This window comes from Aliinostoc maniaoense, assembly GCF_058172895.1.
The window spans coordinates 2,016,120-2,037,060 of the sequence record NZ_CP187952.1 but is presented as its reverse complement, the minus strand read 5'-3'; the positions used below and the strand labels follow the sequence as shown (position 1 = coordinate 2,037,060).

Here is a 20,941-nt window from a genome sequence, read left to right as displayed (position 1 = left end):
CTTGATGAAGCCCTCACTACAAACTTTTTATACAGTATTTGTATTGTCTGATAAAAAGTTGCAGTCAACTATCAAGATTTATAATAATTAATCGTGATTTCGTTGATGCAACAGAAATTAATTGTTTTACCAGTCAGCAATTAACCTGACTTTTCTGAACAAGAATTTCAAGACGGTTTCTTTACGGGAAATAATATCAGCTCGTCCCTGCATTCCTGGCTGAATAGTACACTGATGATTGCTGCTCCCAAATGACAAGCTTTTTGGAAGTATTGTGACTTCGTAAACAGAACTCGCATTATCTTGGGTGGGAATAAACTGATTCTCTGGGGATTTAATCGTATCTTGAGAAATTTGACTGACAAAACCTTTGAGAGTGCCATAATCAGGATAGGGACAAGCTGAAACCCGCATCTGTACTTCTTGACCTTGTGCTAACTTACTGACATCATCAGGGGAAACTGTGGCTTTGATGACTAAGGGCGCATGACTAGGGACAATTTCAGCAATTTTCTCACCTTGCCCTACTGATTGTCCAGGGTTTCGCAAGTTTAATTGGGAGAGAATCCCGTCTTCGGTGACTGTAATCTGAGTTAGGCTTATATCCTTGTCTACTTGTTGGAGTTCGCTCGTGTCACGCTGGAGTTGATTTTTAATTTGTAATCGTTGTTGAAATAAAGCTTCCCATTCTCGCTTGAGGGTAGCAAGTGTGGCTTGACCGCTAGCCATTTCTTGGGCGATAGTTTGTTTAGCGATCGCTACTTCCGCATCACTAGGATTCAGCGCAGTTTGAGCGCGGCGTAGTTTGGCTTGTTCGGCGGCTACAGCTTGTTGTTGCTGGGCAATGATTTGCCGTTGCGCCTCAACAGTTGCTTTCTGCACTTCCACCGCTTGCTGTTGTTGAGCCACATCTAACTGTACTTCTTCTAACTGATTCAAAGATAAAGCACCAGCTTGCACTACTTGCTGATAGCGATCGCGTTTGGCTCGTGCTGCATTCATCGCAGCTTTGGTTGACTGCAAGTGAGCATGAGCAGAACGTAATTCTATCTGCGCTTTATGCCATTCGTTGCGCGCTCTATTTAAGTTCGCCTGGGCTGCTTCTACCTCTGTTTGAGCAGTAATTTGCTGATCTCGATAATTGCGTTGAGCGCGGTTCAATGCCGCTTTTGCTGAACTCACCACCTGATTTTGGCGATCGCTTTCCGCTTGAATTTGCCGATTTAGGGCTGTAATTTGGGCATCAATTTGCAGTAGTTGCAGTTGTGCTTGCTGGATGTTGCTTTGCAGTTGATTTTTTTGAGTTTGCAGGCGGGAATCATCAATGGTAGCTAGCACATCTCCCTTTTTTACTACCTGATTTTCTTTTACCAAAACCTTAGTAACTTGACCAGCCATCGCCGCTTGCACCAGACGCAATTCTCCTGTAGGGCGGATAGTTGCTTGCCCTTGCACAGTGACTCTGTATTCGATAATAGAAGATAAGGCGATCGCTCCCCCTACACCACCAACGAGTAATAAACTACCAATTCTGATCCAATTACTAATCGGCGGGAGAAATTCATTGCTTTTAATTAAAGGTAGAGAGTCGGTGTTAATGTGATTAACCATAACCGTTTTCTGAGTAGAGATTAGCGAATGCGACTTGGGGCTTGCTGAAAAAGTCCTTTAGTGAACGTCAGTTCGATGACCTCTCCCCAACCCCTCTCTCTTGAAAAGTTCTGAGCGGAGGTTTCCTCCGCTCAGACTTTTCGCTCCGACGCGGAGAGGGGCTTTAAACTCAACTAAAAATTAAGGTTTTGAAGCCTCTCTCCTTGCAGGGGAGAGGTTTGGAGAGGGGTTTTTCTCAACCGTCGAACTCAGGTTTAGTAAAGGCAGGGAAAGGGGAACAGGAAACAGTTTTACCCCTACATTTTGGATATTTTTTTATCTGACAGTCCCTGACAGTGGCAAAAATTTCTGCTGAAGGATAAATCTACACCATCCAAAAAATCTAAATGCTCACCAGCTTGACGACTTAGAACTTCTGGAGAACCTTGAATTTTTAATCGCCCTTGTTCCAGCATCACAATCCAATCAGCTTGCTGAATAACTTTGGGACGGTGGCTAATTAAAATAGTGGTTTGACCTTGGCGGTGAGTGAGCAACTGATTTAATACTTGAGCTTCACTCACTGGGTCGAGTGCGCCCGTAGATTCATCTAAAATCAGCACTGGTGGATTATTAACAATGGCTCTAGCAATGGCTAATCTTTGCCGTTGTCCCCCTGAAAGATTCGCCCCAAATTCTCCTAATACGGTTTGATATTTGTCGGGAAGGTTGCTAATAAACTCATCAGCACCAGCAATCTGACAAGCTTTGACAATCTGCTCAAAGCTAATATCAGGCGAACCTAAACGGAAATTTTCAATAATTGACCGACTCCAAAAGTGTGCATCTTGCGGTACTAGCACCACTTGTTGGCGGAAACAGTCTAAAGAAATATCTTCTAAATTATAAATACCAAAGCGAATATTACCAGACTGGAGTTGATATAAACCTGCAATTAATTTAGCTAGGGTGCTTTTACCACAGCCAGATTTGCCAATCAAAGCAATTACCTGACCCCCAGGAATCGTGAGTGAGAAATCTTGCAGTAGTTCAACTCTACCTGGATGATGAAAGTTCAGGTTAGTACAGGTAATATCTGCGTTGCTCTGAATTTTTACCCAAGGCTTTTGCTGATTATCTAAAGTTTCTGGGGTAGCGTCAATGACTTCTGTGAGGCGTTGGGTAGCAGTTTTGGCACGGGTAAATTCGTCAACAAAATCGATAGTAGTTTGAATAAAGCTGCTAAAGTTGCCATTCATGCTATTAAATGCCAGGAGCATCCCAATAGATAATTCCTGGCGAATTACTAAGGTACTGCCGAACCAGATTAAAGCGATGCTACCAATGTTAGATACTAAATTTGAGAAGACACCGTTAACAATACCAATTTGAATAGTACGGAAGGTAAAGTTAGCCAAATTACTAAAACGCCATTGAAACTCTTCCCAGAATTGGGGAGCAGCAGCAGTAGTTTTTAAGGTAATTGCACCTTTGAAGGTTTCCACTAAAACGCCTTGATTTTCGGCGGATAACACTAAAACGCTGCGAATTTTTTGTTGTAAGGTGGGTAAAAAAACTACTGTAGATAGGGTCATCAACAGAGCGATCGCACCCGCTAATATTGTTAGTTTGATACTGTAAAACAGCATGAAACATAAAGATACTAAAGCGATAAAAAATTGGCTGGGCAGACTCACAACAATCTGAGAAATTAATTGATTAATTTGTTGAATATCTTCCAGGCGACTGACAATTTCACCACTACGCCGGGATTCATAATAACTTAAAGGTAAGCGTAAAATCTGCCTGCCAAATTCAAAAATTAATCCTAATTGCAAACGTTGTGAAAAGTGGGCGACGAGATTTGATTGGGCTAACCGTAGGCTACTGCTGATGAGGTGCATAACGATAACGGCAATAGCAACACTAGTCAGAAGTTGACTATCTCCCCGCACTAGCACATCATCAGTAAGAATTTGCAACAGGAAGGGAGAAGCGAGGGAGAGTAAACCTAAAACCGAGTTGAGCAACAAGGTTTGACCTAAAATGCCCTGATAAGGGGCAATACGTCGCAGAAAGCGACCAAAACCGCCAATTTTTTCTTGTTCATCTTCCTGAGTAAAAAAGCGGACTGGATCGGGTTCTAATAAGAGCATGACTCCGTTTGTCCATGCTGCTAAAAGCCACTTTTTTTCGAGATAACGGATACCTGCACCTGGGTCAGCAATGACGTATTTATTGCCCTGTTTGCCATACAAAACTACCCAGTGATAACCTTTCCAATGAATAATCGCTGGCAAGGGAATAATTGTTTCGTTGAAAGTCTCCAGAGTTACTTTTACTGCTCTTGCATTGAAACCAAGGGCTTCTGCGCCTTGTTTTAATCCTAAGAGGGTGCTGCCTTGCTGTCCTGTACCTACAGCTTCCCGACAGCGAGTCATGCTAAAAGTTTTACCATAATGTTTAGCCACTGTTGCTAGACTCGCAGCACCGCAGTCTTCTTCACTATGTTGTTGAATCAGGTGGAATTTCATTGTCAGTTACTTGGTAGCGATGGCGAAACGGCCGCCAAAGGCGATCGCATAATTGATTTATCCTTGGGCGGTTCTAGTCCCAAAACTGAGGGAACAATCTCTGGTGCAGCGAGGCGCAGTAATTCATAACCAATACCCGCTAATCCTGTCATTAGTCCCGGTGTCTCAACTCCCAAGGGAACGCCACACAGCCAGCCGTGTTGATTGATACCTTCAAGAATGACACCAGCAAAGCGATCAACTTCAGTTTTCCACTGCGGATCATCAAGAGTTAGACTGGCTTGCAGCAGCAATTCTAGATTGCCTAAGTCTCCATGACAAAGGGAATGGTTGCTACCAAATCCCCGCTTTATGGTAGTTTTCAAAGCTGTGTTAATTTCGGCATGGATTTCTGCATCATCAATGTATGGCAAACAACGCAGTCGAGCCAAGCCAATGCCTGGTGCGCCATGACACCACGCGGTCATACAAGTAAAATTATTGTCTTGGTTTCCCGAAATTTTCTGAGAGAATTTGCGTAAATCAGGCCAATTATCCACCTTCGGACAGAAAAGACTGCGCTCATAGTTAATAGCTGCTAGTGCTGCTATCCGAAAACGATGTTCGCCAGTTAGTGCTGCGAGTTCTAGAAGTGTCCAAGCAATACCAGCATTACCATGAGAAAAGCCTGTTAAGGGTTTTTCTCCTATATGATGATTGACCCAACCAATGCCATGTTTCACGGGTTGCGCTTTGGCAAGCAAGTGTTCTCCACATTCAATAGCAGCAGTAAGAGTGGGTGATGAAGGTTGGCATTGATATAAGCTCATTAAGCTGGCTAAATATCCCGCAGTACCACCAATAATGTCAAACATTTCGTCTTGCTCAATCAAATCTGAGCAAAATTCAATTAACTTTTCAGCTTCAGCTAATAAGTCTGGTTTGTTCCATAATCTAGCCAGATGAGTGAAAGTGTAAATCATTCCTCCCCAGCCATTAAAGCTGCCAATTGATTTGAGGTATGATCGTCCATCTTCTATTTGCTGTTGTAGTGTGGTCAACGCGGATTGCGCTAACTTGGTGTATTTGTCCTCTCCTGTGACCGTTCCCAGATAAGCCAGGAAAAGTGCAATTCCTGATATTCCGTCGTAGACATCCATTCCTACTGGAGCGAGAGTCCAGCTACCTTTTTCGGTGACTGTGATACCAATCCAAGAAATATCGCTTTCACCATGAAATGCGAGTGTTTCTAAGCGATCGCCAATTGTGCGTGCTGCTGCTAATAGAGAAATTTGATTGGTGATTGTCTGAGGTTCTGTCAGGGAGTAAGCTGGCCATCTTGATCCCTGGCGGTCTGCTCCCATCGTAGATGTCGCTAGGGAGGCGCGAATTACCCAAAGCTGCTTTTCCAAATCGGCTGGAGAAAGTTGTTGTGTGCGTTCTTGGACAAAAGTTGCACCAGATTTATTAAAATAGTTAACAATTCTTTCGCCTGAACTAGTCCACAAATCGCATGAATTGGGACGGGTGAGAAACATGGGAATGTCTCCATTTTGTAAGTCATCGCGCTCAGTAGGGATGATCTTGATCATCTGGGGGTCAGTTTCAACTCCCGACCAGAGACGATCAAATAAGCGATCGCGTTCTAGCGCATTTCGCAGCATATCAGGATGAAAGCCTTCATAAAGCAACAGGCTATAGGTTGATGTTGCTCGAATGACAATCCGCACTTCATCCTCAGCAAAGCGCGACAGTGGCCCCTGATCTGACAACAACTGATCACGGTGTTTCAGTAGTAACTGATAAATCTGCGTAAATCCCTGAACTATGGCATCCGCATAATCAATTAAATTAACATCTCTACCATTCAAAGTTGGTCTATTATGCCTTTTTGGTATTTCTTGCTTTTGGCGAACTAAGTGCATCTCATCTGTCCCAACTCCTTCCCATTTAGGAATTTCATAGGGAATCATTTGTCCACCAGACGCACCTAATCCGCTAATATCAATCCCTTCTGATTCTGCATTTGACCAAGTTCGATAAGGCAATAACCCCGTTGAAAAAACAGAGTTACTAAAATTACTGATGACACGCTCTTTAGCTTTTGTCTCATCTAAACCACCAACACGCTGATGAAAAAGTGCCTCCAAGTCAAGCAAAATCGGGTGTTCACCAGCCGCAATTATGTTCTCAGAGTGAAAATCAGTTGCTTCTAAGAGGTACAAGAGTGCAAGATAACCACCTTGTCTTTCATAAAAACGGCAAATTTCCTCTGTGGAGGCGCAACTTTTAGCATTCACAAATTCCACCCAACCGTAAGTTCCACAATCAAGTATTTTTAATGTTTGGAATGGTGGGTGATCACCTCGTTGATTGAGCCAAGTGAGAAATTCTTGAAAATGAACATCAACAGCTAGTGATTTTGGCTTGTAAACTATCTGTAATCCTGAGCTAAATTTAGCAATCAAAACTGACTGCCCTTTTCGATGTCTATCGCCTACATTGCCATCAATAGCAACCAGAACACCCAAATCATTCTCAGGATTAAAAATTGTTTGGATTTGCTGCCAGTCGTTACACAAATGATGCAGAAATTCCAGACTAAAATTCACCCAATTATCAAGACAAATGGTAACTTGACGAGCAATAACTGGATACTCGTGTAAGATGGCAAGAGCTACATCTGGTTGGCGTAGTTGCTCTATAAAACTGTTAAATCGTTCATCTGGGGTATTGCCTTTGAGTAGCCCTTTGAGACGGGCAACATTGAGTTCTAATACCATCGTGCGGTTCAGTATTTTCAGTAATTGTGATGGTAAATACGCACAAAAAATATCTGCAATATTTTCCCAATTAAAAGGAAGAACAACTTTTGATTTCACAAGTTTTTTGACTTGATGATCTATCTTTTCAAGTGCTTGTTTAATCAGTGGCTCAATGAGATGGCAGAATTTAAACATCGCCTCTTTGTGGAATATCTGAGGTAGAGGTCTTGATACTTCTTTCTGAGAACTAGAAAATGCGCTGATTAAGTCTGTTAACCATTTTGGGCTAATATATTGGCGTTGGTAAATACTATCAATTGGTTCACCAAGCAGGTATAAAAATTCCTGCTCAGTTATCCCATCCATTATTAAGCGTTCTTCAAAATAAGGTTGTATGGGTAATGGAAACTGTGATTGCCATTTCTGTATTCGCTGCTTGGCTAGTTCATTATTAATTATTGGTGTCGCACATTCACAAGTATGTAATGATAAAATGCGTTCGGTTAGAGTATTAGCACAACACCAATTTGATGATTTAAAAAATGACTGATTCATAATTATATAATAAATGGCAAGATAATAATTCTTGGGATTTGACGCGCCGACAAATCAATCTGGGCGCGTCTTTACCTATTCAGAAGTAGGTATTATTTAGCTACTAGGCAGAGTAGGTCTTGGGTATTACCATTACAAGGTAAATCACCTGTTGAGCAACAAACCTCAATAGAAACAGTGATAGTTTGTTTTTTCAGACTAAATTTCCCTCCTAATACAAGTTGTTGATTACCACCTACAACAGTTTCCATGCTGGTATTTGTTAATTCGACCATACCTGCTGGATTTTCCGGTAATTGAGAACGCTGTTCTTCACTCAAGCTATTGCGATATTCTTCATCTTTCCAGGCGCGGATAATGTCAATGTTTGACATATTTTTTCTCCTTTGATATTTGGTAATTATTGTTGTAACCGTTTTAGATATCAGTATTTAGCCGTTGGGAAAAACGTCACAACCTGTTAGGAAGTAGGTAGACGGTGGGGCAAAAAATTCACGAGGTAGCTTAAATTTAGCAACATAACCACCAGCCACAGCTTCCATTTCTTCATTTGAAAGTTGAATCTGCCCAGATGGGTTTTCAGGTAATTGAGAACGCTGTTCTGTACTCAAACTATTACGATATTCTTCATCTTTCCAGGCGCGGATAATGTCAATGTTTGACATATTTTTTCTCCTTTGATGTTTGCAATTTATTTTTTATAAACAACCCTTTACTTCAGCGATTTCACTATGCTTTGGTTGTCCTGTGACTCTCTACGATGGCTCTCAGTGTTTATGCACCCTAGTAAAAATATTTTTTGGAAAAATGTAGGAAATGCCTGGAATGCTTTGTATTACAATTAAGTGTAAATTCGTAAAGTCTAAATTTTCTATACTCAAAAAATTTTATGCAACCCCGACAGGGTATTATTGAAACCTTCTCAACCTTTGTGCAGTTTGATGCAGATAGGTTCAGCGTTTGGGTGACTGATAGCAAACTAAACCGAAGTATCAAAAAATGCTTAGAACAACATCCACAACAGACATCTGATAACTTTTGGGTGCTTTACTGGTACAAAATCTGGCAAATAGAATCTTCTCCTCTAGCGGTGGGGCATATTTCCGCTTATTTGCAAGAGGTATGTTACTGGGTGGCGAGAAAAATAGCCTTAAATTTTTCGAGTCAATTTTCTATTGCTGATTGTTTTCAGATAGCGATTTCCTGCATTCATAAAATTCTGAGAAATTTTAACCCAGAATACAGTACAAGCTTAAAAAGCTATGCAGAATATGCTTTTGAGCGTTTTCTGAAAGATTCCCTACGCATGGGAAAGGAAGCAGATATCTGCACTGACTGGGCTTTACTGCATAAAATTAGCCGCAAGCGGTTGATAAATTCCTTAAATCATGCTGGTTTTAATAGTCAAATTATCAATAATTATGTCTTAGCTTGGGAATGTTTTCGGGAACTCTACACCAGTGAGAGTCAAACTATCCGTCAGTTGGGAAAACCAGATAATGCAACATGGCAAGCCATCACTCAACTTTACAATAGACAAAGCTTGAGTCAACTAACTCCCGAAACGTTGGAAAAATGGCTAATTACCTGCGCCAAAGCTGTGCGAGAGTTTCTTTACCCCAAGTTTGTGTCTGTAGATGCTCCGATTTCTGGGCAGGAATCAGGTAATTTATTAGATACATTACCAGCAGATTTACCAGGATCATTAATTACAGAAATTATTGCCCAAGAGGAAGCTAGAACTAGACAAACACAACAAATACAATTAAACCAAGTGTTAATGGATGCTCTAGCAGCTTTGGATATTCAGGCTCAACAATTACTCCAAGCTTATTATCAGCAAAATCTGACTCAACAACAAATTGCTGAAAAGTTAGAAATTAAGCAATATTCAGTGTCTCGTCGCCTGAGTAGCATTAAACGCTCATTACTCACTACGCTAACCCAGTGGAGTCAGGATAATTTGCATATTTCGCCGACATCTGTCGTAGTCGATGCCGTCAGCAAAAGTCTAGATGAATGGCTTACCAATTACTATAGAACCTCTTGAGATTATGTTTGATCATGCTGTGGGTTTCGCTGTTGATAATGACTTGGTTCTAGAAGTGATTCCGACATCACCAGGCATGGAGTATAACTACTCTACCCCTGGTGCTTGTCAGCGTGCTTGGGTTAATCAAGTTTGTTTAACTACGTTTTTAGACTGGTTGCAAGGAGAAGTTACACCCCATGCGAGAGTGCATCCCAATATGGCTGCTTTACCGAGTATTTGGGAAGTAGTTAATGGTACGGCTGTGAATTTTGATAACTCGCGCTTGGTGTTAATTCCTACCTTAGCAATGGATGCAGATGAATTGCGTGTACCTCAAGAGTGGGTGGATATTCCCGAATGGGTGGCTGATTATTACTTAGGAGTACAATTAAATTCTGATGCAGGCTGGATGCGTGTTTTTGGTTACACAACGCATCAACAACTTAAAACTGTGGGGATTTATGATGCAGGCGATCGCACTTACAGTTTAGAATCTGATCAGCTAATTTCCGACTTGAATGTGCTGTGGGTAACTCGCCAATTCTCTCCTGAAGAAATTACCCGTGCGTCGGTTGCACCTCTACCACCCTTACCCCAAAACCAAGCAGATAATTTACTGCAAAGATTAAGTTACGCAGATATTAAATTTCCTCGGCTAGAAGTTCCCTTTCAACTTTGGGGAGCATTAATCACTCATGGCGGTTGGCGACAACGTTTGTATGAATTGCGCCAAGGAATTGTACAGTCAGTATCTGTAAGGCAATGGCTACAAGCAAGCGTAGCAAATTTTGCTCAACAATTGGGGTGGGAAAGACGAGAGTTTTTAGCGATATTTTCGGGGATGCGGAGTGGAGAAAGCCAAGTTTCTCTTTTGGGTTTATCTCGCCAAATATCAGTATCTGATAATACTTATGAGTTACGAGTTTTTTCTAAAGGCAATCCTGATGAGAACATTTGGCGGTTTGAATTACACCCAACAAATTCAGGTAATCTTATTCCTGTAGGCTTTCAACTCAGACTACTCACAGAAGACTTACAACCATTTCCTCACAATGAAGATACAGCGACAAATCCTACAGAAGAATTATCTGTAGAAGTGATGTTAGAACCAGGTGAAGGGTTAGTTTGGGAACTTACGCCTTTACCGCTAGACTATGAGCGCGAAATTTTGCGTTTTTAGCTCTAAATGAGAGTCACGACCCAAAATATGAAAACCTAATTCTAAATAATTAGAAGGTTGATGCGGAGGATATTCGATAACCAAGTTTTCTTGCAGATTGTAATTTTCTACCAACAGGGAGATTCCTGGACGCAAATATAACCACCGTCTATAACCATCACTCATTCTATTTGGATCATCTACCTGAGATTCATAAATTTTAAGTTGAAAATTGGCAGTTATTATCTAGTGGATCTGATGGTGATAAATGATGAAAGTCTTCTTGTAAAACAAGGGTCATGGATGGAATTTGGGATTTTAGATTTGCGATTGATTAAATATATGATAAGTAATTTCATTAAGTAGCTAGTCCTAGTATCAATAATCACTAGCTTACTCAAGTAAGTCAAGCAACACCAGATATAGTGTTGCAAACGACACCTTAATCTTCAGATTTCGTCAATACAGATGGAACGCTTGCAAAAATCGCTGATTCTAGCTCTTTGGGTAGTTTTTCCCACATAAACGCCCCTTTACGATTATTGATGTACATTTGAGCAAATTCGAGTAATGCTGAGGCATTTTCTGTATTTGGATGTAAATCGACAAGCAGATAGGTTGGTTTTTCGGGACTGGAAACTGCAACAACACAGCCACGGCTACAAGCCCATAAACATCCCACAGACTGAATTTCTAATTCTTCTATGGCAAATTTTCCTACACACAAAGCAGTTATTTTGTCAAGTAAAATACTGCCGTCGCAAAGCTGATTTTCTGCTAATTCTTCAGATGAACGGTGGCAAGATTTGCAAACGAATAGGGTGTGTTTGGTCATGGGTTGAATGTGTGATGAATCGTGAAAATCTGTTGATTTTTGCAGGACTTAAATAAATTCAGAACAATTTTTGCTTATTAAGCAGCAACTAAGCTGTTCTCAAAGCTATTTGCTAATATTTCTTGTTTCTTTATAAAACAAAGCCGCAATAAGTTGAAAAAATCTAGCAATAAGTATAAAGTATAATTTTGAAACTTTCTGTTCACATCAGACTGTAAATTTGAATGTTGTGAGAACATACCCTACTGAAATACTTGATGAATTTATAGTAATTCTCAATTAAGATATTGGATTTGCAAATGTCATATAAGGCACAACTAGCTTACCTAAGTGAATATATTTTTCAATTACTCAGAAGATAATGACAAGAGCAACCACAGCGTCACCTAGAAACTGGAACACACCTACAATCTCGCCATTCATAGGTCTGCTTTTGGGGATACTGATTATGCTGACTTGCTTAGTATACAGTGTCACGGTGGGGGCAGCAGAAATACCGTTAAATACGATTCTGCAATCCTTTATTACCTTTGATGGTTCTTATGAACATTTAGTAATTCAGACGGTGAGATTACCGCGATCGCTCGTCGCGCTATTGGTAGGATCATCCTTAGCAGTTGCCGGTGCATTAATGCAAGGCTTGACACGCAACCCCTTAGCAGATCCCGGCATTTTGGGTATTGAATCTGGAGCAGCATTAGCTGTAGTTACCACAATTTTTGTGTTTGGTAGCTCCTCTTTGAACGTGTTAACAATGGTGGCCTTTGTAGGTGCAGGGGTGACAGCAATCTTAGTCTACCTTCTGGGTTCTCTAGGAAAGGGAGGAGCTACCCCATTAAATCTCACCGTCGCAGGTGCGGCGTTGACGGCTCTGATTTCTTCCCTGACTACAGCCATTCTGATTATTAGTCAACGCACCTTAGAAGAAATCAGATTTTGGTTGGCAGGTTCTTTGGCAGGACGAGATTTTGACATCTTATTGTCAGCCTTACCTTTCGTCGTCATTGGCTTAGTAGTAGCCTTTGCGCTTGGTAGACAAATTACAACCATGAGCCTGGGTGAAGATGTGGCTAAAGGCTTGGGTCAACAGACCGCTTGGGTGAAAATTATAACTGCCATTAGCGTAGTTTTACTGGCGGGAAGTTCCGTCGCTCTCGCCGGGCCAATTGGCTTTATTGGCTTAGTCGTTCCCCACATGGTGAGATTTTTTATCAAAGCTGATTACCGTTGGATTTTGCCATACTCCGCAGTTATCGGTGCAACTTTACTGTTAGTTGCAGATGTGGCAGCGCGTGTCTTACTCAAACCCCAAGAATTACCCGTGGGAGTCATGACAGCCTTGGTTGGCGCACCCTTTTTTGTCTACTTGGCTAAATCAAAGGTGAAAAGATGAAATTGGATTGGCTTGTATTTCGTTCTGAGACTATATCTTTACGCATTGACCGACGTGTGCCACCAATCCTGATATTTTTGGCAGTGGCTATTGTGGTGGTGATGGTGATGAATTTAGGACGGGGTGAATATCCAATTGCGCCCTTAGATATCGTCAAAACTGTATTGGGTATAGATACAGGCAACCCAGATCATGCTTTTGTCATTTATAATCTGCGTCTACCCCGTACCCTAGTAGCTGTCATGGTGGGAATGGCTCTGGCCGTTGCTGGGGCTATCTTTCAAGGCATTACACGTAATCCATTAGCTGATCCCGGTATTATTGGTATCAATGCGGGAGCAAGTCTAGCAGCCGTTTCAGTCATTGTCTTATTGCCATCACCACCCATTTACATTTTGCCCTTATCAGCCTTTGCTGGGGCTTTATTGATGGCTGTACTAATTTACTCTTTAGCTTGGAACAATGGTAGTTCCCCCGTTTTGTTTATTTTAATGGGCGTGGGGTTGTCTGCGATCGCTGGAGCTTTCACCAGTCTCTTAATTACCTTTGGCGATATTTATAGCGTCAGTGATGCCTTGGTATGGTTAGCTGGTAGTGTCTATGGACGCACCTGGGAACAAGTCTTTTCCTTCTTACCTTGGTTAATCGTTTTTGTCCCGATGGCGTTGATGCTAGCCAGACATTTGAACGCCTTAAACTTGGGTGATGATGTCGCCAAAAGTTTAGGAACTCGCGTGGAATGGCAACGGGGTTTACTGGTGCTAGTGGGTGTCGCCTTAGCCGGTGGAGCAGTCGCCACCGCAGGCATGATTGGTTTTGTAGGATTAATTGCACCCCATATTGGCAGACAGTTAGTAGGTACAAATCATCAAGGATTAATCCCTACCTCTGCATTGTTGGGAGGAATGTTAGTTGTCATAGCAGATTTCTTTGGCAGAACCATGTTTGCACCTATCGAAATTCCCTGTGGAGTGGTGACAGCTGCTATTGGTGCGCCTTATTTTCTCTATTTGTTAATTCGTAATCGAAAAAGATAGTTTTGGGGACTGGGGATTGGGAAAAAACGAGTTTTTATAAATTTAAAATGGTAGTAAATATGAAAGGATTGTCAACGAAAGGTTTATCTTTAGCGTATGATGGTGCGCCAATTATTCGTGATCTGAATTTGGTAATTCCTAATGGTAAAGTTAGTGCTTTAGTGGGTGCAAATGGTTGTGGTAAATCTACTTTATTACGAGGTTTAGCTAGGTTGCTTAAACCCTATGGTGGCACGGTTTATTTAGATGGACAATCTATTTTTAATCTTTCTACTAAAGAAGTAGCACAACAATTAGGAATTTTACCTCAAAGTCCAGTTGCACCAGAAGGATTAACAGTCAGAGATTTAGTAGCACAAGGACGTTATCCTTATCAAAATTGGTTGCAACAGTGGTCACAAAAAGATGAAAGAATTGTCCAACAGGCATTAGAGATTACAGATTTGTTGACATTGGCAGATAGAGCCTTAGATACTTTATCAGGTGGACAACGCCAACGTGCTTGGATAGCAATGGCACTGGCACAAGATACAGATATATTACTGTTAGATGAACCAACTACTTTTTTAGATTTGGCACATCAAATAGAAGTTTTAGATTTGTTATACGAATTGAACCAGTATCAACAGAGAACTATTGTCATGGTGCTGCATGATTTAAATCAGGCTTGTCGTTACGCAGACTATTTAGTTGCAGTCAAACAAGGCAGAATTTTTACGGCTGGCGAACCAAAAGAGGTAATGACTGAAGAAATGGTACAAGAGGTTTTTGGCTTAGAGTGTCGTGTTGTGTCTGACCCAGTTGTAGGAACACCGATGTGTGTACCAATAGGACGCAAGGGATACCGTTGGCGAAATATTACTTAACATAAAAACGGTAGATTTACCGTGTAATACCTGGAAATAATAGCCCTAACCTACCGTGTATTACATGAGAAGAAAAAAACTAAGTTAACTGCCTCAATTATCAATAAACTAGAAGAAATACTATTGGAGGCAGTATATGTGTTTAGGTAAGTGGTTCATTGATATCTGTTTTGGAGTAACGTAATTGCTAAACAATTTAAACTGAGTTTTATAGTTGAGAGAAGTTTTATGATGCTCTGTGCGCTCAATAGCTATTGAGTGCAGACATTTATATTGCATCTTTATTTAAAGAGAGAGGTTACTAAGGGCAACCTCTCTCTTCCCTCACCGGAATGATTATCATTCTTATATGTTGTATATTTTATTCTCTGGAAGTCCCTAAGTCTCTGATTAACTCAGCCCTGCTGGGTCATTTTCCATTGCTTAGTCTAAACTCCAATCAATTACTGAAGGGAAAATATTAAAATGCAATAAATAGGCATAATTAGCCGTAAAATACGAAAATTAGCTGATAAAAATTCTCTATTGCCCTCTGACAGCTTCTCAAATCAGCCTCCAAAATATGGCTTGTTTATAGCTAAGGTTTTATGACAATCGGACTACAGCAATATTGGAACTTACTTGTAGACTATCTCAAGCCGCAAAAGGGTAGAGTAGTTAAGTTTGCGATCGCACTTCTTCTCAGCATCGCCTTACAAATCCTCAACCCCCAAATTTTACGTTATTTCATTGACACGGCTGTAGCTGGTGGGGATAGCCAAAAATTACTACTAGCGGCCTTGTTATTTATTGGCGTAGCCTTAATCACCCAAGCCATGTCAATTACCGCTACATTCTACGGTGAAAACGTAGCCTGGACAGCTACTAATGCTTTGCGTGCAGATTTAGTAGAGCATTGTTTGACACTAGATTTATCCTTCCACAAATACCGTACACCAGGTGAATTAGTGGAACGCATAGACGGCGATGTGCAGAATTTATCAGAATTTTTCTCGAAATTTACTATTCACATCTTGGGTAATTTGCTCATGGTGTTGGGTGTAATCTTAGTGCTGTTCATAGAAGATTGGCGAGCCGGTGTAGCTATTTTATCGTTTGCTCTCATCGCCTTATCTACTCTGATTAAGTTGCGTAGCATTTCAGTTTTCCATTGGGGAGGTTATCGCCAATTTAGTGCTGAGTTTTTTGGCTTCTTAGGTGAACAGCTAACAGGGATGGAAGACATCCGTGCTAATGGTGCAAAAAATTATGTCATGCACCGCTTCTATACAATCATTCGCAACTGGCTACCCATCTTTCATAAAGCCCGCTTTGCCGATACAATTCTTTGGGTAACAACCAACGGTATATTTACTTTAGGCAGTGTCATTGCTCTCATCGTTGGTGTTTACTTATGGAGTCAACAGACAATTACCATCGGCACAGTTTACCTACTCTATTACTACACCAATATTCTCAGCGAACCGATTGAACAGATTCGCAACCAATTTGAAGACCTCCAGCAAGCAGATGCGAGTATTTACCGCATTACAGACTTATTGCAAGTTCAATCTCAAATACGTACAAGCGGCGAAAAATCACTTCCCACAGGCGCGCTTTCTATAGCTTTTGAGAATGTCTCTTTTAGTTACAATGACCGGGGAGTAGGGATTGGGGACTGGGGACTAGAGACTGGGGATTTGGTATTGCAAGATGTATCCTTTAATTTACCTGCGGGTCAGGTTTTGGGGTTACTGGGACGTACAGGAAGCGGTAAGTCTACTTTGGCGCGATTACTCTTGAGATTGTATGACCCACAATTGGGTTCAATTCGGTTGGGGGGTGTACCTATCGACCAAACCCCATTGCAAGAACTACCAGAGAAAGTGGGATTAGTAACTCAAGATGTGCAACTGTTTCAAACCACAGTTCGCAATAACCTAACTTTTTTCAACCCTGACATTACTAGCGATCGCATCTATGAAACAATAGAAATGTTGGGCTTGTCAGAATGGTTGCACTCTTTACCCAACGGCTTAGAGACCAACTTAGGTCCAGATAGTAGCGGTTTGTCAGCCGGACAAGCGCAGCTATTAGCCTTTACCCGTGTATTTCTCAAAAACCCCGGCTTAGTAATTCTCGATGAAGCCTCTTCACGTCTTGACCCAATGACAGAAAGACTCATTGAAAAAGCTATAGATAAATTATTGATGGGACGAACCGCCATTATTATTGCTCATCGTTTAGCCACTGTAGAAAGAGCCAATCAAATCTTAATTTTAGACAAAGGTAAAGTAAGTGAATACGGTGAACGCGAAGCATTAGCCAAAAATTCCCACTCACGTTTTGCTCAATTATTACAAGCAGGTTTAACAGATTTATTAGTTTAGGGAACTAGAAATAATTCCAAATCATATTTTACCTTTGCCCCATGCCCTATGCCCTATTCCCCAAATTATGATTTCATCAACAAAAAAACTTGCTGGTTGGCAATTATTATGGCAACTAATTTGCTATAAACCCAAACTCTACTTAATTGATACTTGCTTCTGGATTTTTATTATGGGCTTACCTGCCCTACCTGGATTAATTATTCGAGAATTTTTTAATAGTCTCACAAGTAAAGCTCAATTTGGTCTATCAACTTGGGCATTTATTGCAGGTTTTGTTGCTTTAAATTTGGGGCATATTTTGGTGATATTTATAGGACGCATCACTAAAACCCAGCATCGTTTCACCATGAGGTCATTACTGAGAAGAAATTTATTAGAACGTCTCTTAAATAATCCTCATGCTCAAGTTAAGGTTACTCAGGATGATATTGAAAATGCTGTATCCCAAGGTGAAGTAATCAGCTACTTTCGAGATGATGCGGAACACATTGAAGATAATGTGGCATGGGTATCAGAAATCTTGGGAGAAGGACTATTTGCTATTCTTTCTTTAGTCATCTTATTAAGTGTCAATGTACCCACGACACTATTTGTTTTTCTTCCCTTAGTGGGAATGGTAGTAATTATCCAAAAAGCAGAAACACGTATTAAAAAATATCGCCAAGCCAGCCGTCAAGCAACTCAAGAATTGACCGGAATTTTAGGAGAAATATTTAGTTCTGTACAAGCGATTAAAGTTGCTGGTGCAGAACAAGATGTCCTCACTTATTTTCGCACTTTAAATGACAAGCGGCGCGAGAGTATGGTTAAAGACAGCCTATTAAAAGCCATTCTCAATTCACTATTTCAAAACATGGTGAATTTCGGCACAGGTTTAATTTTAGTGATGGCTTCTTTTTTGATGCAAAGTGGTGGTAATAAATTAACAGTAGGTGACTTTGCTTTATTTGTTTATAACCTATCATTTGTCACAGGTTTTTTTGCTTCTGTAGGTGGCTTTATGGCTTTGTATAAGCAAACAGAAGTTGCTTTTGAACGTATGGCTGCTTTAATTTCTGGTGCATCAGCAGAGACTTTGGTAGCCCAAAATCAACTTTATTTGCCAGAATTGGGTAAAAGTAGAAAAAATTTACCTCAATTAGAACAACCAACAGAAAATGAAAGTCATCATTTACAATCATTAAAACTCTCAAATCTAACTTATATTTATCCTGGTACAACGCAAGGAATTGTAGATATCAACTTACAAATAGAGCGCGGTAGTTTGACTGTCATTACTGGACGCATCGGTGCAGCAAAAACTACATTGCTCCGAGTATTATTAGGATTATTACCCAAACAAGCAGGAGAAATTTATTGGAATAATCATCTAGTTGTAGACCCTGCTAATTTTTTTGTACCACCTCGCAGTGCTTACACTCCCCAAATTCCCCAACTTTTCAGTTATTCCTTACGAGAAAATATCTTGTTGGGATTATCTAAAGATGATGCTGATGTTGAAACAGCATTGAAAATGGCTGTGTTTGAGCAAGACTTAGCAGCTATGAATGAAAAGTTAGAAACTTTAGTAGGAACAAAAGGTGTAAGGCTTTCTGGTGGACAAATGCAACGGGTAGCGGCGGCGCGGATGTTTGTACGTCAGCCAGAATTGCTGGTATTTGATGAGCTTTCTAGCGCGTTAGATGTGGAAACAGAATTAACATTATGGTCGCGGATATTTGCTAATACAAATGAGGAAAATTATTGGACACCAACCTGTTTAGTAGTGTCTCATCGTCGTTCTGTTTTACGACGCGCTGACCAGATTATTGTAATGAAAGGTGGTAGGGTTGTTGCACAAGGGAAGTTTGAAGAAATTTTAGCTGATGAGCAAGCGGATTGGATTTTTTAGATTTTGATATCTATCTAGCCTCATTATTTCTCAAGCTATTGCAATTACTGTATGTTGGTAATCGCGATCGCGGTTTTGAAGCTGGTAGTGATTTTGTCAAGATTCAAAGCTAACGGTGAAGACCCAATTGGAACAGCGATCGCTGTGGAACAATATTTAATTATTGAAGCTGCACAACCTTGGCCGATTCCAATTTGGATTGAACCTGATCCCATACCCCAGGGAGTAATAGAGGCTTTAAACTTTATTTGGGAAGGTGGGGGAACAGTTCGACAGCTGGCGATCGCACCAGACAAAGAATACTCCCATCCAGGTTATACTCGTGTATTACCGCACTGCGAAATCGCCAATTTTGGCTGAATCGATGATCTAAGCTGACATTTACTCGATTTCCATAGAGTTCATAACTATCGCTGGGTTCACCAAAGTTAAAGCTAATTGGTAAATCAAAGGTTCTAGTTATTGGTGGTAAGCCTCTGTCATAGGACTGGTTGAGGTTAACGTATTCATATTGCAAATCGAAATTTGTGCGATCGCAATCCTACCACCGGAGTACAAAAGATACCAATCAAAACAGCGATCGCTAACAAAACTGCGGCTTGGATTGCTTGTAAAACAGTACAATCCATAAGGGTGACACTTCTGCGGTTACTCCTGTAGCTCATATTTTGTCAGTACCGAAGGAATACCAAAAAATCAACGGAGAGTTTACCTTCTACCTTGTCACCTTAACTTTTCCCATCTACTAAATAATTAAATAAATCATCAATGACTTTGTGAGCAGCAAGAATATTTGAACCTCGCCAAAAGTGACGATTAACAACATATACTTGGTTTTGCTGTACGGCTTTGAGTTTGCGCCAAAGAGGATGATTTTGATTTCTTTTCAAAGCTTTTGCACCATCTTCATCCATCCAATGGCTAGTAAAAATTACATCTCCATCTGCATCCATTGGCATGGTTTCTAAACCAAATGTAATATATCCACCTTTAGTCACAACTTCTTGGGCAGAAGGACGCTGTAAACCTGCATCTGCTAGAATCGTACCTGCAAAGGAATTTTTCACATCACACCAGATATAACCTACCAATATATCGATGTAAGAAATATGAAGATTTTTCAGGCGATCGCCCATTTTTATTTGAAATTCTTCCAGCCGTTGGTGGTAATTTCGCATTAATAATTTGGCTTGATCTGTTTTATTTAACACCTGAGCAACATCCTCTAAATGCTTCTTCCAAGAAGGTGTACCACTCCACTTTAATATTACTGTTGGGGCAATCTGTGATAATGTATTATATATTGGACTATGATATCCTTTAGCAATAATTAAATCAGGTTTCAGCAGCAAAATCTTTTCTAAATCAGCTTCCCAACCCTCACCAACAACTTGAATATCCTTTGCTTGTTGGAGATATGGAGGTAAATCAGCACCAAGTATACCAATTGGTTTCACACCTAAAGCTAGAAGATTTGCCAAGGTAGTGTGAGCTAAAACAACAATACGTTGAGGATTATGGGGAACACAAGTTTCTCCCATTTCGTGCTTAACTACATGACAGGATGTAGGATTTAATTTGATAGTTTGTACTTTGCTATTTTCATGATTAATTACTATATGGCTACAAGCCAAAATTACAATAGATGTAAAAATAGGAATGAATATCCATCTCAACACAGATTGTTTCCCAATTAAAGCCCAAATTTTATTTTTTCTCATTAACCTCCAAGTCAATAAATATACAAAATGTAGGGTGCGTCAGTCCGAGCCAACCTAACTATAACAAGACAGTATTCATACTGACGCACTCTAACACTATACATTACCCCACATTTCTTACAAACAGTAGGGGCAGGTTCACAGATATCCTCGAATCATTCACGAATATTTCGCTCAACCCGTCCCTACGGACTCTGAACTGAGGTTGCAAA

At 40.6% G+C, this 20,941-nt stretch carries 17 protein-coding genes; 9 read left to right on the top strand and 8 right to left on the bottom strand.

Features of this window, described 5'->3' with window-relative positions; genetic code table 11:
* Positions 1–126: 126 nt before the first annotated feature.
* The 5 genes from ACPZ3T_RS09085 to ACPZ3T_RS09065 all read right to left on the bottom strand — a co-directional run bounded on the left by ACPZ3T_RS09085 (position 127) and on the right by ACPZ3T_RS09065 (position 8,088).
* A complete protein-coding gene (locus tag ACPZ3T_RS09085) occupies positions 127–1,611 on the bottom strand; it encodes an HlyD family secretion protein (RefSeq protein WP_490275394.1) in 1,485 nt (494 codons plus the stop codon).
* 296 nt (positions 1,612–1,907) lie between these two features.
* Positions 1,908–4,124 carry a peptidase domain-containing ABC transporter gene (locus tag ACPZ3T_RS09080; protein WP_490275392.1) on the bottom strand — a complete coding sequence of 739 codons (2,217 nt, stop codon included), beginning with the start codon at positions 4,122–4,124 and terminating at the stop codon, positions 1,908–1,910.
* A 2-nt stretch (positions 4,125–4,126) separates the two neighbouring features.
* Positions 4,127–7,423, bottom strand: a complete 3,297-nt coding sequence (locus ACPZ3T_RS09075) for a type 2 lanthipeptide synthetase LanM family protein (RefSeq protein ID WP_490275390.1) — start codon at positions 7,421–7,423, stop codon at positions 4,127–4,129.
* A gap of 92 nt (positions 7,424–7,515) precedes the next feature.
* On the bottom strand, positions 7,516–7,797 hold the full coding sequence (locus ACPZ3T_RS09070; RefSeq protein WP_490275388.1) for a mersacidin/lichenicidin family type 2 lantibiotic: 282 nt from the start codon (positions 7,795–7,797) through the stop codon (positions 7,516–7,518).
* Positions 7,798–7,854: 57 nt separating this feature from the next.
* Positions 7,855–8,088, bottom strand: a complete 234-nt coding sequence (locus tag ACPZ3T_RS09065; RefSeq protein WP_490275386.1) for a mersacidin/lichenicidin family type 2 lantibiotic — start codon at positions 8,086–8,088, stop codon at positions 7,855–7,857.
* A gap of 224 nt (positions 8,089–8,312) precedes the next feature.
* Between ACPZ3T_RS09065 and ACPZ3T_RS09060 the strand changes: the two genes are divergently transcribed.
* Positions 8,313–9,473: a sigma-70 family RNA polymerase sigma factor gene (locus ACPZ3T_RS09060; RefSeq protein WP_490275384.1), complete on the top strand. Its 1,161-nt coding sequence runs from the start codon at positions 8,313–8,315 to the stop codon at positions 9,471–9,473.
* Between the two features lie 4 nt (positions 9,474–9,477).
* Entirely contained in the window at positions 9,478–10,635 is a 1,158-nt protein-coding gene (locus tag ACPZ3T_RS09055; RefSeq protein ID WP_490277164.1) for a DUF1822 family protein, read from the top strand.
* A 421-nt stretch (positions 10,636–11,056) separates the two neighbouring features.
* On the opposite strand, the gene ACPZ3T_RS09050 is transcribed toward ACPZ3T_RS09055, so the two are convergent.
* Positions 11,057–11,449, bottom strand: coding sequence for a DUF1636 family protein (locus ACPZ3T_RS09050; RefSeq protein WP_490275382.1), 393 nt, complete (start codon positions 11,447–11,449; stop codon positions 11,057–11,059).
* A gap of 361 nt (positions 11,450–11,810) precedes the next feature.
* Here ACPZ3T_RS09050 and ACPZ3T_RS09045 point away from each other — a divergent pair, with 361 nt between their 5' ends.
* The 7 genes from ACPZ3T_RS09045 (at position 11,811) to ACPZ3T_RS09015 (ending at position 19,368) form a co-directional block, all read left to right on the top strand.
* On the top strand, positions 11,811–12,842 hold the full coding sequence (locus tag ACPZ3T_RS09045) for a FecCD family ABC transporter permease (protein ID WP_490275380.1): 1,032 nt from the start codon (positions 11,811–11,813) through the stop codon (positions 12,840–12,842).
* Positions 12,839–13,879: a FecCD family ABC transporter permease gene (locus ACPZ3T_RS09040; RefSeq protein ID WP_490275378.1), complete on the top strand. Its 1,041-nt coding sequence runs from the start codon at positions 12,839–12,841 to the stop codon at positions 13,877–13,879. Before ACPZ3T_RS09045 ends, ACPZ3T_RS09040 begins: the two co-directional genes overlap by 4 nt.
* A 59-nt stretch (positions 13,880–13,938) precedes the next feature.
* The gene (locus tag ACPZ3T_RS09035; RefSeq protein WP_490275376.1) at positions 13,939–14,745 is read left to right on the top strand and encodes an ABC transporter ATP-binding protein; all 807 of its coding nucleotides are present in this window, start codon (positions 13,939–13,941) and stop codon (positions 14,743–14,745) included.
* Between the two features lie 587 nt (positions 14,746–15,332).
* Positions 15,333–17,114 (top strand): ABC transporter ATP-binding protein, encoded by a 1,782-nt coding sequence (locus ACPZ3T_RS09030; RefSeq protein ID WP_490275374.1) that lies wholly within the window; start codon positions 15,333–15,335, stop codon positions 17,112–17,114.
* Between the two features lie 67 nt (positions 17,115–17,181).
* Complete coding sequence (locus tag ACPZ3T_RS09025; RefSeq protein ID WP_490275372.1) at positions 17,182–19,008, top strand: ATP-binding cassette domain-containing protein; 1,827 nt, start codon at positions 17,182–17,184, stop codon at positions 19,006–19,008.
* Entirely contained in the window at positions 18,996–19,121 is a 126-nt protein-coding gene (locus ACPZ3T_RS09020; protein ID WP_490275370.1) for a hypothetical protein, read from the top strand. Before ACPZ3T_RS09025 ends, ACPZ3T_RS09020 begins: the two co-directional genes overlap by 13 nt.
* The gene (locus tag ACPZ3T_RS09015) at positions 19,102–19,368 is read left to right on the top strand and encodes a hypothetical protein (protein ID WP_490275368.1); all 267 of its coding nucleotides are present in this window, start codon (positions 19,102–19,104) and stop codon (positions 19,366–19,368) included. Before ACPZ3T_RS09020 ends, ACPZ3T_RS09015 begins: the two co-directional genes overlap by 20 nt.
* Before the next feature lie 146 nt (positions 19,369–19,514).
* Here the strand turns inward: ACPZ3T_RS09015 and ACPZ3T_RS09010 are convergent, their stop codons facing one another.
* A complete protein-coding gene (locus tag ACPZ3T_RS09010) occupies positions 19,515–19,637 on the bottom strand; it encodes a hypothetical protein (protein ID WP_490275366.1) in 123 nt (40 codons plus the stop codon).
* A 99-nt stretch (positions 19,638–19,736) separates the two neighbouring features.
* Positions 19,737–20,729 (bottom strand): iron-siderophore ABC transporter substrate-binding protein, encoded by a 993-nt coding sequence (locus ACPZ3T_RS09005; protein WP_490275364.1) that lies wholly within the window; start codon positions 20,727–20,729, stop codon positions 19,737–19,739.
* Positions 20,730–20,941: the final 212 nt, after the last annotated feature.